Origin of the sequence: Moraxella sp. FZLJ2109 (assembly GCF_024296965.1) — a bacterium.
Classification (GTDB): domain Bacteria; phylum Pseudomonadota; class Gammaproteobacteria; order Pseudomonadales; family Moraxellaceae; genus Moraxella.
The window spans coordinates 1093723-1107148 of the sequence record NZ_CP101112.1 but is presented as its reverse complement, the minus strand read 5'-3'; the positions used below and the strand labels follow the sequence as shown (position 1 = coordinate 1107148).

14 protein-coding genes are annotated in these 13426 nt (G+C 48.0%); 4 read left to right on the top strand and 10 right to left on the bottom strand.

The window, feature by feature from the left end; translation table 11 throughout:
• Nucleotides 1–15: 15 nt before the first annotated feature.
• On the top strand, nt 16–417 hold the full coding sequence (locus tag NKU06_RS05020; protein WP_253224481.1) for a VOC family protein: 402 nt from the start codon (nt 16–18) through the stop codon (nt 415–417).
• A gap of 73 nt (nt 418–490) precedes the next feature.
• Here the strand turns inward: NKU06_RS05020 and rarD are convergent, their stop codons facing one another.
• Nucleotides 491–1441 (bottom strand): EamA family transporter RarD, encoded by a 951-nt coding sequence (gene rarD, locus NKU06_RS05015; RefSeq protein ID WP_253224482.1) that lies wholly within the window; start codon nt 1439–1441, stop codon nt 491–493.
• A gap of 180 nt (nt 1442–1621) precedes the next feature.
• Here rarD and NKU06_RS05010 point away from each other — a divergent pair, with 180 nt between their 5' ends.
• Complete coding sequence (locus tag NKU06_RS05010) at nt 1622–2092, top strand: Lrp/AsnC family transcriptional regulator (protein ID WP_253224483.1); 471 nt, start codon at nt 1622–1624, stop codon at nt 2090–2092.
• A 4-nt stretch (nt 2093–2096) separates the two neighbouring features.
• Nucleotides 2097–2717 (top strand): hypothetical protein, encoded by a 621-nt coding sequence (locus NKU06_RS05005; protein ID WP_253224484.1) that lies wholly within the window; start codon nt 2097–2099, stop codon nt 2715–2717.
• An 82-nt stretch (nt 2718–2799) separates the two neighbouring features.
• Here the strand turns inward: NKU06_RS05005 and NKU06_RS05000 are convergent, their stop codons facing one another.
• From NKU06_RS05000 to rpmI, 9 genes are all read right to left on the bottom strand, one after another.
• Nucleotides 2800–3693, bottom strand: a complete 894-nt coding sequence (locus NKU06_RS05000) for a DMT family transporter (RefSeq protein WP_254729213.1) — start codon at nt 3691–3693, stop codon at nt 2800–2802.
• A gap of 16 nt (nt 3694–3709) precedes the next feature.
• A complete protein-coding gene (gene ligA, locus NKU06_RS04995) occupies nt 3710–5770 on the bottom strand; it encodes an NAD-dependent DNA ligase LigA (RefSeq protein ID WP_254729212.1) in 2061 nt (686 codons plus the stop codon).
• 89 nt (nt 5771–5859) lie between these two features.
• The gene (locus NKU06_RS04990; RefSeq protein WP_254729211.1) at nt 5860–6702 is read right to left on the bottom strand and encodes a cell division protein ZipA C-terminal FtsZ-binding domain-containing protein; all 843 of its coding nucleotides are present in this window, start codon (nt 6700–6702) and stop codon (nt 5860–5862) included.
• Nucleotides 6703–6970: 268 nt separating this feature from the next.
• Nucleotides 6971–7231, bottom strand: a complete 261-nt coding sequence (locus NKU06_RS04985; RefSeq protein ID WP_078318193.1) for a type B 50S ribosomal protein L31 — start codon at nt 7229–7231, stop codon at nt 6971–6973.
• 206 nt (nt 7232–7437) lie between these two features.
• Nucleotides 7438–7731 (bottom strand): integration host factor subunit alpha, encoded by a 294-nt coding sequence (locus tag NKU06_RS04980; protein WP_254729208.1) that lies wholly within the window; start codon nt 7729–7731, stop codon nt 7438–7440.
• Between the two features lie 203 nt (nt 7732–7934).
• Nucleotides 7935–10331 carry a phenylalanine--tRNA ligase subunit beta gene (gene pheT / locus NKU06_RS04975; RefSeq protein ID WP_254729206.1) on the bottom strand — a complete coding sequence of 799 codons (2397 nt, stop codon included), beginning with the start codon at nt 10329–10331 and terminating at the stop codon, nt 7935–7937.
• 61 nt (nt 10332–10392) lie between these two features.
• Nucleotides 10393–11439 (bottom strand): phenylalanine--tRNA ligase subunit alpha, encoded by a 1047-nt coding sequence (pheS, locus tag NKU06_RS04970; RefSeq protein WP_078318196.1) that lies wholly within the window; start codon nt 11437–11439, stop codon nt 10393–10395.
• A gap of 272 nt (nt 11440–11711) precedes the next feature.
• A complete protein-coding gene (rplT, locus tag NKU06_RS04965; protein WP_078254653.1) occupies nt 11712–12068 on the bottom strand; it encodes a 50S ribosomal protein L20 in 357 nt (118 codons plus the stop codon).
• 30 nt (nt 12069–12098) lie between these two features.
• Complete coding sequence (gene rpmI / locus NKU06_RS04960; RefSeq protein ID WP_078254654.1) at nt 12099–12293, bottom strand: 50S ribosomal protein L35; 195 nt, start codon at nt 12291–12293, stop codon at nt 12099–12101.
• A 364-nt stretch (nt 12294–12657) separates the two neighbouring features.
• On the opposite strand from rpmI, the gene NKU06_RS04955 reads away from it, so the two are divergent.
• Nucleotides 12658–13389, top strand: a complete 732-nt coding sequence (locus NKU06_RS04955) for a UTRA domain-containing protein (RefSeq protein WP_253224490.1) — start codon at nt 12658–12660, stop codon at nt 13387–13389.
• The last annotated feature ends 37 nt before the right edge of the window (nt 13390–13426 follow it).

The following is a 13426-nucleotide window of genomic DNA, read 5'->3' as shown; positions in this document are numbered from 1 at the left end:
CAGGGATGAATCAGAATGAACATCACCGCCATTGACCATATCGTACTGACTGTGGCTGATATGGAGCGTACGATTGCGTTTTATACCCAAGTGCTTGGTATGACGCTAACTACCTTTGGCGACAATCGCAAGGCATTGTGCTTTGGGCAACAGAAATTCAACCTACACCAAAAAGGCAACGAAATCCTGCCTAATGCCCAGCACGCCAACACAGGCACGATTGATATTTGCCTATTGACCGACACGCCACTGGCTCAAGTGATGGCGATGTTGCAGTCGCATGATATTGAGATTCTAGAAAATGGTATCGTGCCACGCACTGGTGCGGTGGGCAAGATTCACTCGGTGTATTGCCGTGACCCTGATGGTAATTTGGTCGAGATCAGTCAATATATCGATGACGAAATTGACGAATAAGTATCGATGAGTAAGCTATAATAACCACTGATAGCAAAAAGCCGATTGTCAAACCAATCGGCTTTTTGGATGTTTAAGCTTTTTTGCGATTGGCAAGCCACCCTTGTGCCATCAGACACATCACCGCAAGCCAAATCAAGCCATAGCTAATCAACATCGATGGGCTAAACACCGCACCCAGCACCGTGATGGACAAGAAAAACAAGAGCACAGGCTCAAGGTAGCTGAGCATCCCAAACAGGCTCACAGGCAGCAGTCGCCCTGCTTGTAGATTGGTCGCCATCGCAAGCACGCTGATTGCCCCAAGCCCCACCGCCTTGGCAAGTAGCACGCCATTTGACGCCACATCGATGGCATCAGTGCTGATGATCCAAATCAGACAAATCGGCGCAATGATGGACAAATCAAAAAACAGGCCTGTCAAAGCACGAATACCCTGCTTGCGACGCATCACATAATAAATCGGATAAGTGCCACACACCCACAAAGTCGCAAAACTCACCCCGCTGGTGCGATAAATCTCAAACGCCACGCCTGCCGCTGCTAATGCCACCGCCAGTGACTGTAGTCGGCTTAGGCGTTCACGAAACACCAAAAACCCAGCAAGCACCATCGCCAATGGAAACAAAAAATAACCCATCGACACCTGAATGCTCTGCCCATTGACCGGCGCCCACATAAACAACCACAGCTGACTGGCAAGAATTGGAGTCGGCACAAGCAGATACAGCCATGACTTGACGCCCTTGATGGCGCCAATCTCAGCACGAAACTCTGCCATCTTGCCCGTCATCGCCAAAAACAACGCCAAGCACCCCCACATCATTACCATCCGCCACAAAAACACCTGCGTCCCTGACAGTGGTGCCATCCATTTGCCATACGCATACAGCACGCCAAATAGGACATTGGATAATACCGCCAAAAACACGCCGAATGCCATGCTGTTGGCTTGGCTTGTGCTGCTAAAACGGCTGAAACTTTGGGCATAACGCGTGGTGTATTTGCTAACGATGCTGGTCATGGTTATTTCTTATGATGAGTGATTGAATGCGCTTATTGTAAAAAATTCTTGTGAATAAATAATGCGTGATTTGCGTGATTTTTGGGTTTATTTTGCATATTTTTATGATTTTTGATAAAATTTCTCATATTTTTGGATAAATTTATCAATCAAACCATATTTGCCAACCAAATTCATACCATGCACGCACTTGACCATATTGACCGCAAAATTTTAAATCTCTTGCAAGACGATGCCACTTTACCGCTCAAAGTCATCGCCGAAAAAGTCGGCACTTCCACCGCGACCACACAGCGCCGCATCAGCCAGCTTAATGACGCCAAAGTCATCGAGCGCACCGTCGTCATCGTCAATCCCATCAAGGTGCAGCGACCTTTGACCGTGCTTGTGCTGATTAAGATGGTTAATTCAAACACGCCGATGCAGCACCGCTTCGAGCGCGTGATGGCGGCACATCCGCAGGTGATGAGCTGTTATGAGATCTCGGGGGATTATGATTTTGTGCTGATCGTCGCCAATCAAGATATGCAGGATTATCACCGATTCACACGGCAAATGCTCACAAGCGACAATAATGTTGCAACTTTTAATAGCCAATTTGTGATGAATTCGGTAAAATCTAGCACCAAGATTTTCTTAGATGATGAGTAATGTGATGAAAACGCGATTTTTGATGATGACAGCATTGGCAGCAAGCCTTGTTATCGCAGGCTGTGCGGATAATTCTGCCAAAGAAAACTTCGCCAAAATCGAGCGCGAAGCCCAAGGCAAAACAGCGGAACAAGACCCTGCTGCTCAAGCTGCGAGCACCGAGCAAGCTGATCCGCATCAGTTTGATGAACTTTTAAAGCAAATCGATACGAGCGATTATCCTGAAATCGAGACCGCCAAGCCCATCATCACCGCTGATGGCAAGACACAAATCGACTGGTCACAAATCGATGTCAAATCGGTGAAAAAAATTGACCCTGCTGCCTTTGCTTATCCGTTTGCCAAAGATTCTGTACCTGTCAGCAACTACGCCAAAAGCTTTGGTATCAGTCCAGAGCAAGCCCAGCTGTCGATGACTTTATCCATGGCAAGCCCTGAAGTACTGGGCAAACTTTTGGATCAATTGGGCGGTAAATACATCGCGCACAGCTTTCGCGATGGCGCAAATCCCGCGCTCGTCGTGCAAGTCGCCCCTGATGTTATTACCGAGACGCATGACTATGTGATCGCGGATAAATTCGGTGAAGGCTTGGTGCTGCCTGTGGAGCTGGTCTCAGGGAAATGATGGTGTGGCAAGTCTTGCCATCAAAAATCCCCATAAGTTTCACATGAAACCTATGGGGATGATCAATAGGATTTTGGGTGATTCATGCCGTCTTTTTGGACTTAGCCGAACCCAGATAAATCGCAAGCATCGTCAAAAACGCCCCCAACCACTGCATACCACTGATGGCTTTATCGAGCCAAAAATAATCGAGCACCAATGCCGCCACTGGCTCAGACAGCAGTAACAGCCCCGTCAAAGCAAGGCTTAGCTTGGGAATGCTATAAGCAATCACACCCCACGCCATACACTGCATGACAATGCCATACACCAAAATCCAGCCCACATCACTCATCGAAGTCGGCATAATCCGCCCTGCGTCAAACACCAACATCAACGGCAACACCGCTGCCGCCCCACCGATACCCACCAGTGTCATCAATGGCAAAATCGCCACCGTCTGATGACTGTGCACCTGCCGCACCCAAGTCATCGAAATGGCAAGACACGCACCTGAGACGATGCCTGCGACAAAGCCCCAACCCGCTAAGTCATTGTGCGCAAATTCAGGACTTGCGATCAAACCCACGCCCGCCACTGCAATCACAAGACTGACAAGCTGCATGATCGACTGCTTTTCTTTATAAAACACAAAGCCGATGAACGCCAAAAAGAAAATCTGCAAGCTATTAAGCAATGTCGAAATCCCCGGTCCCACCGCATGAATGCTCTCATGCCACAGCGCCAAATCCAGCCCCAGTGCCGCCCCTGATAATAAGGCAAAGCCGATGGCCTTAGGGTGCATGGGAAACGCTTGGCGCAATAATTTTGATAACACCACAAATACCAGTGTCGATACCACCAGTCGCCAAAACGCCATCGCATACGCGCCGACCGACACATGCGCGACGATCAGGCTACCCATGCCAAACAGCACGCAGCCAACCACAAGCCCAAGCATGGCATGGCTATTGGCAGTATTCGCAGTCTGTGTCATGTGCCATCCTTATTGATTATCCGCCGTATTCGCTAAGCAGTGCCAAAAACTCATCTTCGCTCACGACCGTCACACCAAGGCTCGTGGCTTTCTCAAGCTTGCTGCCTGCTTTTTCACCTGCCAAGAGTCGCGTGGTCTTGGCAGACACACTACCAGCAACTTTCGCGCCCAATGCCACAAGCTTATCTTTGGCTTCATCGCGCCCCATACTGCCAAGCGTACCTGTCACCACCCAAGTCTCGCCTGCCAAGGGCAAATCTGCCTTATCTGACGCATCCACCACTTGCCAATGAATGCCTGCTGCCAAGAGCGCATCGAGCACTTCTAAATTATGCGGCGCGCGGAAAAATTCATAAATCGCCTGTGCGGTCACTTCACCGATGTCAGGCACGCTTTGTAATTTCTCCAAATCAGCAGCAATGATCGCTGGCAAATCACCAAATTCTTGGGCAAGTGACAGCGCGGTACTCTCGCCAACACCACGAATGCCTAAGGCAAAGATAAATCGCGGCAAAGTCGTCACCTTAGATGCATCGATCGCGGTCAGCATCTTGGTGACAGATTTTTCGCCAAGCCCTTCAAGCGTCATAAGCATATCCGCTTGGGTGTGCAGCTGATAAATGTCCGCGACGGTCTTAATAATCCCCATCTCAAAAAACTTAATCAGCCAAGAAGTACCAAGCCCATCAATATCCATCGCACGGCGCGCGACAAAGTGAATCAAAGCTTCTTGCTGCTGCGCCTTACAGTACAGACCACCGGTACAACGCGCCAACGCTTCGCCATCAGGCAGCACCACAGGCGAATCACACACAGGGCAAGTGCTTGGCAAAGTGATGCTGCGCGCATCGACAGGGCGCAGCTCGATGATATTGCCCGAGACTTTCGGGATGACATCACCAGCGCGATGCACATTGACCATATCGCCAATCATCAAACCCAATCGCCCAATCTCACCAAAATTATGCAGCGTCACATTACTCACCGTCACACCGCCGACATTGACAGGCTCAAGCTTGCCCACTGGCGTCAGCGTCCCTGTGCGCCCCACTTGCCATTCGACATCGATAAGGCGTGTCGGCACCGTCTCGGCAGGGAATTTGTACGCCGTCGCCCAGCGCGGTTCGCGGCTCAAAAAACCCAGTCGCTCTTGTGTGACAAGGCTATTGACCTTCACCACCATGCCATCAATCTCAAACGGCAGCGTAGCACGACGCGCGATGGTCTCTTGATAAAATGCCTGAATCTCATCAAAGCCACTCACTACCGCAAAAGGCGAAGTCTCAAAGCCAAGCTTGCCAAGCCAAGTCATCGCCGCGGACTGCGTGGTGATGGCACTTGGCAAGCCTTGGTTCACCGAATAACCAAAAAATGCCAACGGACGCGCAGCTGCGATGGCAGGATTAAGCTGACGCAATGAGCCTGCCGCGGCATTACGCGGATTGGCAAAAGTCTTCTCGCCGCGCTCGCCAAGTTCACGGTTCATCTTGGCAAAACCTGCTTTTGGCATCAAGACTTCCCCACGCACTTCTAATAGCGCAATGTCAGCGCACTCTGACAGTGACAAAGGCAGATTGCGAATGGTGCGGACATTGTGCGTGATGTCTTCGCCCACTTGTCCATCGCCACGCGTCACCGCTTGGACAAATTGTCCGTGTTCGTATTTGAGCGATACCGCCAAGCCATCAAGCTTTAGCTCCATTTCATATTCATCAATACTACTGCCGATACGCTCACTGGCACGGCGCAAAAAAGCCGCCAACTCATCACCATCAAAGACATTGCCCAATGACAGCATCGGAACATCGTGCGCCACTTGCGTGAAAAATGGCAAAGGCTCACCGCCAACAGTCTGAATCGGACTGTCCACCTGCACAAGTGTAGGGTGCGCATTTTCTAAAGCGATCAACTGCTTGCGCAAACCATCGTATTCGCCATCACTGATGCTTGGATTGTCCAGTACATAATAAGCGTGGTTGTGCTTTTTTAATAACGCGATCAATGCGCGCATTTGACTGATGATGGCTTGTTCATCAGCATCTTGGCTGTCTGAGATGGTATCAAATAAATCATTCATGGTATTGTTATTAAGCTTTTTAATTGTTTATTTAAAAAATATCATAGGAAAAACCGCCCATAAGAGCGGTTGATGTCGGTTTGGCTAGGTTATTGATGGTTTGCCAAAATACCACGCAAACGCGCAAAAGCTTCATCATCCATCAAGTTGCGATTTTCATCGGTCAAAGTCGCGTTCAGTTCGCGCGCCAGCATATTGGCGGTCGATACCATGCTGTCATAGCCGCGTAATAGCTGCTTGTGCGGCAGTACCAAAAATAGGATTAAGCCTGTGAAATGATCATCCGCCAAAGTATTTAGGTCAAATGCAGTCGGGCCTTCGCTGTTTTCTGCCATCATGCTGAACCAACGATCGCCGCGGCCATCTTCCAGTTCATGACGGTGGAACATATTCATCACCCCATGACGCAAGCCATAGTTACGGCTGATCTCAAGCACCTTGCGACCACTGATCGGCGCGCCAAACTGCGGCGTAATAACGATCGTCACCGTGCCTTCACATTCGCCGAGTGGGTTATTGGCTTCATCGAAATTTTGTTGCTCATCCATGTGCTGATTCAGCACGGCTGACTCTTCATCAAAGCCATTATCCACCTGCTCGATGGCAACCTGCGCCTGTACAGGTTTATCATGATTGGCTTGAGTTTGGGCGGCTTGGGCAGTTTGCGTGGTCGGCTCAGCGACAGGTGCAGCAGTTTTTAGGGTATCGACAGGCGTCGCTTCCATGACTTGCGCCATGTTTGATAAGGCATCTTGTTCATGCTCGGCATTTTTTTCGACATCGATGGTCTCAAAAACGCGCTCATCGCGTGGCGTAATCGGCAGACCATGCTTGTGAACGGTATCGCCATTTTCTAGTGTGTCATTTTTTAGGCGCATACCACGCACAATGATGTACAATCCAACCAACATCACAACGACGGTCAGCAACATCCAAAACCACGATCCTTGCATATTTACCCCAGCGCATGAAAAGTTTGAAAAATTATGATAAAAAGCAGATAGCTATAGTTTATCACGGCTTGTCACATTCGTCATCTGTTGTACACTGTATTCATGAAAATTGTTACAATTTTTGATGGCTTGGGTCAATTGTACGACGATATTGGCGAAAATCTGGCAGCAAATCGATAAAATGACAGAAAATCAGCACAAAAAAAATCGCCCCATATAGAGACGATTTTTAGCATCAAACGATGGCTTATTTTTTGCCACGGTTTGCAAAAGCACCGAAACGCTTGTTGAAGCTTGCAACACGACCTTCGTTCGCAGTTTTACGCTGTTCGCCAGTGTAGAATGGGTGCGATGCACTTGAGATATCTAGTGGGAAGTATGGGTACTCTTGACCTTCGTATTCACGAGTAGTCTTAGTCGCTACAGTTGAACGAGTTAGGAAGTACACATCAGCGTTGGTGTCGTGGAACAATACTTCGCGGTATTCTGGGTGGATGTCTTTACGCATGATAAATCTCTTATCCAATTAACCTAAGCACTAATAAGCACTGCTGGTCTTGCCAGATCAGTGGAACATAGCCACGCCATCACCAACCTATTTTGGTATGCCGCACCATGTCTGTCTGTGTTATTAGCCAACTTAAGTGGGAAAAATGAGCCGATATTTTAGCAAATTTATCCCAGTTTATCAAGCTTTTTATAAGCTGTGATGAATCAGCTGTTTTGGCTATCGACCCAACCGCGCAGCTTTTGTCCTGCCTTAAAAGTCACCACACGGCGCGCTTCGACAGGGATGGATTCGCCTGTTTTTGGGTTGCGACCAGGGCGAGATTTTTTGTCTTTTAATTCAAAATTGCCAAATCCTGACAGCTTGACTTCTTTGCCATCAGCAAGATTTTGGCTGATTTCTTCAAAAAAGCCATCAACAAGCTTACGGGCTTGCTGGCGCGTCAATCGCAGGCGAATGGTCAGCTGATCGACCATGTCCGCTTTGGTCAATGCACTCATGATTTAATCCTTATGTATCAATAAGCTACCGAATATTTGTCATAGCATAGCACATTTTTTGTCATTTTACACTTAAGTTTATGCTTAAATCAAATCAATTTTGACAAAATAATTAATTAACAACAAATCAATCATCGCAGACAAAATTTTTCAGCCATAATAAAAATCACCACAAACGCATGCTTGTGGTGATTGATCGCACATCAGTCGCGCAAGGTGGCTTGGTGCTGCTCTGCCAGTGCGGCGATGACTTTATCCACTGACTTTTTGATTTGCTCTTCTTCAAGCGTTGCACTTGCATCTTGGAAGACCATCGCAAATGCCAGTGATTTTTTGCCCGATGGCAGTCTCTCGCCAGTATAGACATCAAATAGCCACACATCTTGTAGATAACCACCTGCTGCCGCACGGATGTCTGCTTCAAGCGACTGCCAAGCAATATCAGCATCCACAAGCACCGCCAAATCACGGCGTACGCTTGGGAATTTGCTTGGCGCTTTGATGGCAGACTGCGTGTGATTGAGTGCAATCAGCTTATCTAGGTTCAGCTCAGCGATCCAAACGCTCGGCAGATCCATCGCTTTGGCAATGCTTGGATGCAGCTGACCAAACCAGCCCAGACGCTCACCATTCACTGACAGATAAGCACTTTGACCTGGGTGCAAGAAGTCCAAATCAGCACGCTCATAGCTGATGTGTGCTTTATTTAAGGTCGCAGGCAACAGACTTTCGACATCACGCTTTAGATCAAAAAAGTCCATCGCACGGTTGGCATGGTGCTGCTCAGGATATACCGTGCCTGTCGCCACGATGGCAAGGCTTGGTGTCTGTACGAGACTTGCCACATCTGCCCCAACAAAGCTCAGACCTGTCTCAAACAGACGCACACGAGCCTGCTGACGGTTTAGGTTGTAGCTGACCACAGGCAATAGGCTTGATAGTAGTGTACGACGCATCACCGCCAAATCACTTGAAATTGGATTGGCAAGCGGTAATACCGCACCCAGACTTTCATCATCAAATAGCGATTCAATCTTAGCATCGCTAAAGCTAAAGCTCACCGCTTCATGGTAGCCAGCATCAGCTAGGGTAAGCTTGGCAACATGAATCAAATCCGCCGTATCATCATAACGCATATCCACAGCAAAGCTTGGCAGGCGTACGTCGATATTATCATAACCATAGATGCGAGCGACTTCTTCGACCACATCTTCGGCGATATTCATATCAAAGCGATGGCTTGGTGCTTGGCAGATGAGTGTATCACCCTCCAAGCTGGTGGCGATTTCTAAGCGGTTTAGAATATCGACAATCTCATCGCTTGAGATAGCCACACCCAGTAGCTGCTCAACTTTTGCCACAGGTACACGGATGCTGTGGCGGGCAGGTAGCTTATCTATCGCTTCGACTGTGGTGATTGATCCTGCTGCACCGCCTGCGACACTGATAATCAGACTGGTCGCTCGATCAAGCGCCGCGCGTGGCAGCTCAAAATCCACCCCACGCTCAAAACGCTGTGATGCATCAGTATGCAGACCAAAGCGACGCGCACGCCCTGCGATGGCAAGCTGATCAAAATGCGCACTTTCTAGCACGATACTGGTCGTCTCATCGCTCACCGCTGAGCGAGCACCACCCATAATCCCTGCCAAGGCAAGTACCCCTGCATCATCAGCAATCACCAGCTCATCACCTGTCAATGTGATGGTCTGCTCATTCAACAGCTCAACCGTCTCGCCTGCCACAGAATCACGCACCACGATATCGCCGACTATCTTATCAGCATCAAAGGCGTGCAGTGGCTGACCCAGCTCAAGCAGGACAAAATTGGTCACATCCACCAAGAAATTATGCGTACGCACACCTGATGCGACGAGTGCCGACTCCATCCATTCAGGCGTCGCCACAGAGCGATCAATACCATCGATACGCTGCGCCAAATAGCGTGGGCAAGCGGTCGTATTCGCCACTTGTACGCCTGTGCTTGCTGTCGTACTTGAGCTGATGACATCGAACTGTACACGGTTAAGCGGCAAGCGATTAATCACTGCGATCTCACGGGCTAGACCCAGTACGCTTAGGCAGTCGCCACGGTTTGGCGTGATGGCGATCTCAAAAATCTTGGCATCTAGGTTCAAATAATCACGCACATTCACACCAATCGGTGCATCATCAGCCAGCTCAAGCAGGCCATCGATTTTATCTTCAAGTCCAAGCTCAGATGCGCCGCACAGCATCCCTTGCGACTCCACGCCACGCAGTTTGCCTTTTTTGATCTTAAAGCCCTTGTCATCATCGCTTGGTAGCACTGCACCGATGGTTGCCACGGCAACTTTTAGACCGACACGCACATTAGGCGCACCGCAGACGATTTGTAACAGCTCGCCCGTGCCGATATTGACACGCGTGACACGCAGACGGTCGGCATCAGGATGCTGAGTACATTCGATGACTTCACCGACCACGACACCACTAAACGGTGGTGCGACCATCTCCATGCCATCAAGCTCAAGCCCTGCCATGGTCAGCTGTTCGCCCAAAGTCTGGCTATCAACGCTTGGATTTGCCCATTGTCTTAGCCATTGTTCACTGATTTTCATACGATTTTTCTCTTTGTAATTTTTAAATTTTGGTTGAATTGTTGAAAAACTTGTTCAATGTTTAGCCAAATTGCTTTAAGAATCGCAAATCATTTTGGAAGAACAATCGCAAATCATCAATGCCATAATACAGCATCGCAAATCGCTCAATCCCCATACCAAAGGCAAAGCCAGTGTATTCATTTGGGTCAATGCCACAGTTTTTGAGCACTTGTGGATGCACCATACCACAGCCAAGCACTTCTAACCATTTGCCATTGTCTGATAAGATATCTACTTCAGCTGACGGCTCGGTGAATGGGAAAAATGATGGGCGAAAACGCACGGTCATTTTTTTGCCAAAAAACGCATCCAAAAACTCATGAATCAAGCCTTTAAGCTCAGCAAAATTGCTTGATTTTGAGATCATCAAGCCTTCCATCTGATGGAACATCGGTGAATGCGTCTGGTCAGAGTCGCAGCGATACACACGGCCTGGGCAGATGATACGAATCGGCGGCTCGCTCTTTTCCATCGTGCGAATCTGTACGCTACTGGTGTGTGTGCGTAGCAAATAATGCGTATCAAAATAAAAGGTATCATGCATCGCACGGGCAGGATGATGACCAGGGATATTTAGGGCTTCAAAGTTATAATAATCGCTTTCAACTTCAGGGCCTGTCGCGACACTAAAGCCAGCTTGCACAAAGAACTGCTTCATGCGTTCGGTCGTCTGGGTAATCGGATGTAGCGTACCTTTTGTCGCACCGCGTGCTGGCATGGTGATGTCCACTTGCTCGCTGGCAAGCTTGGCATTCATTGCCGCTGCCGCTAGGCTTTGGGCTTTGGCATCCAAAGCACTGCCGATACGCGTACGCAAGTCGTGCAGATAAGCACCGTATTGCTTCTTGGCATCGGCATCTAAGCTACCCATTTGCTTAGACAGTGCGGTCAGGGCGGCTTTTTTACCCGTCAAATTCACACGAAACTCTTGCAAAGTCTTTTCGTCACAAGCAGTCTCAATCAACGCCACCGCCTGATCGCCAAATGCGGTCAGCTCATCAGGACTGATGGTGGCAAGCGGTGCGTCCAAAGTGGGCAAATTCACGGTAATCTCAGGCTGTGTCATAATATCTCTTTTATCAATCTTGCCCAAATAGGCAGGCGTTATTTAATCATAGTAAAACTGATTATTCTAAAGAATTGGGTCTATTTTGTAAATGATTTTGGGTTGGTAAATCGGCAAAATTAAAAAACTTTTCTGTATCTACCTGATTTTTGCCATCTGTCTACCCATCTCTAGCATTCAGTGACTTGATTGCTTATCAAGCATGACAATTCAAACAGCACTAAAAACAAAAACCCCGCTCAATGAGCAGGGCTTTGTGTCTGATTGACAGCTTATGCTAGAGCAGCTTTTGCTTTTTCTGCGATTGCAGTGAAAGCAGCAGCATCATGCATAGCGATGTCAGCTAGAATACGGCGGTCAATCTCAACATTTGCCTTTTTAAGGCCGTTGATTAGACGGCTGTATGACAAACCGTTTAGGCGAGCACCAGCATTGATACGAGCAATCCACAGACGGCGGAAAGAGCGTTTTTTGTTACGGCGGTCACGATAAGCGTATTGACCAGCTTTCATAACAGCTTGTACTGCTACACGATACACACGAGAGCGTGCGCCATAGTAGCCTTTTGCACGAGCTAGAACTTTTTTGTGACGGCGGTTTGCTTGTACACCACGTTTTACACGAGCCATTTTATTCTCCTAAAATATCCGAAAAGTTGATTAGATGTATGGGCACATACGACGGATTGAAGCCACGTCTGATGCGTGCACCATAGTGCAACCACGCAATTGACGGATACGCTTTGGAGATTTTTTGGTCAAGATGTGACGCTTGAATGCTTGCTTACGCTTGAAGCCGTTTGCAGTTTTCTTGAAACGCTTAGCGGCACCACGTTTGGTCTTAAGTTTCATAATAACCTCTTTAAAATCAAAAGCCTATCGGCTTGATGAATACCTGTTCGCCAGTCGATTGGAATCAATCCAAACGCTGTCTAAAGGTGGGAATGCGTATTATACCACCAAATACTCCTACAAACAAGAATGTTTACTAACTTATTATTCGTTTGTTGATTTTATCAAGATAATGATAATATCAATTACTATTTTGCATAATTTATCGAATTGTTGCTAAATTGACTTTCTTTTTTTATAATTTTTTACTAAAATAGTACAATTTATACAAGGCATTAAGCCACCGATGTTTTAGCAATGGACGGCGCTTGGCTGTGTTTCGCCGATAATGGATACAGTTTCAAGCACATTAATAATCGAGCTCGACATGACCACAAAAACCCCTGCATATCTGCGTATCAAACAAGCCATCATCGCCAATATCCAATCAGGCGACTGGGCGGCAGGTACCGCCATCCCTGCCGAGATTACATTGGCAGAACAATTCGGCGTCTCTCGCATGACGGTTAATCGCGCCTTAAAAGAGCTTGAATCAGAAAGAATGCTTGAGCGTCGTCAAGGCTCTGGCACTTTCGTTGCCCAACAAAAATACAATCACGCACAAATCGAAGTGCGCAATATCGCCAAAGACATCAGCGACCAGTACCAAAATTATCGCATCAGCGTGCTTAATAGCGACACCATCGATGCCGCCACCATGCGCAATCCTGAGCATCAATGGCTTGCTGACGTGTTCTTCGATGGTGCACCAAGCGATCAAGACAAGCTGTATCAGGTCAATATCGTGCACTATGGCGACGATTTGCCGATCCAATACGAAGAACGCTGGGTCAATGCACAAATCGTGCCTGATTTTATCACGCAAGATTTTACCAAAATCAACACCAGCGATTATCTGATCGATCATGTGCCACTAGAATCTGGCAATTATCAAATCCAAGCCAAACAACCAAGCGATGCCATTCGCGACATTCTACAGATGAAAGTCCATGAGCCTGCACTTTTACACACACGCCACACCAAATCTCAAGGACAATCAGTCACTTATGTCAATATGTGGCACGCAGGCGATCGCTTCCAATTCGCAAGCCAAATTTAAGTTGGGTAAAATGGCTTGAAAAGCTTGAAAAATTGCT

Coding starts and splice junctions, on each gene's coding strand:
- NKU06_RS05020 (WP_253224481.1), top strand. CDS start 16: ATGAACATCACCGCCATTGACCATATCGTACTGACTGTGGCTGATATG.
- rarD (WP_253224482.1), bottom strand. CDS start 1,441: ATGACCAGCATCGTTAGCAAATACACCACGCGTTATGCCCAAAGTTTC.
- NKU06_RS05010 (WP_253224483.1), top strand. CDS start 1,622: ATGCACGCACTTGACCATATTGACCGCAAAATTTTAAATCTCTTGCAA.
- NKU06_RS05005 (WP_253224484.1), top strand. CDS start 2,097: ATGAAAACGCGATTTTTGATGATGACAGCATTGGCAGCAAGCCTTGTT.
- NKU06_RS05000 (WP_254729213.1), bottom strand. CDS start 3,693: ATGACACAGACTGCGAATACTGCCAATAGCCATGCCATGCTTGGGCTT.
- ligA (WP_254729212.1), bottom strand. CDS start 5,770: ATGAATGATTTATTTGATACCATCTCAGACAGCCAAGATGCTGATGAA.
- NKU06_RS04990 (WP_254729211.1), bottom strand. CDS start 6,702: ATGTTGCTGACCGTCGTTGTGATGTTGGTTGGATTGTACATCATTGTG.
- NKU06_RS04985 (WP_078318193.1), bottom strand. CDS start 7,231: ATGCGTAAAGACATCCACCCAGAATACCGCGAAGTATTGTTCCACGAC.
- NKU06_RS04980 (WP_254729208.1), bottom strand. CDS start 7,731: ATGAGTGCATTGACCAAAGCGGACATGGTCGATCAGCTGACCATTCGC.
- pheT (WP_254729206.1), bottom strand. CDS start 10,331: ATGAAAATCAGTGAACAATGGCTAAGACAATGGGCAAATCCAAGCGTT.
- pheS (WP_078318196.1), bottom strand. CDS start 11,439: ATGACACAGCCTGAGATTACCGTGAATTTGCCCACTTTGGACGCACCG.
- rplT (WP_078254653.1), bottom strand. CDS start 12,068: ATGGCTCGTGTAAAACGTGGTGTACAAGCAAACCGCCGTCACAAAAAA.
- NKU06_RS04955 (WP_253224490.1), top strand. CDS start 12,658: ATGACCACAAAAACCCCTGCATATCTGCGTATCAAACAAGCCATCATC.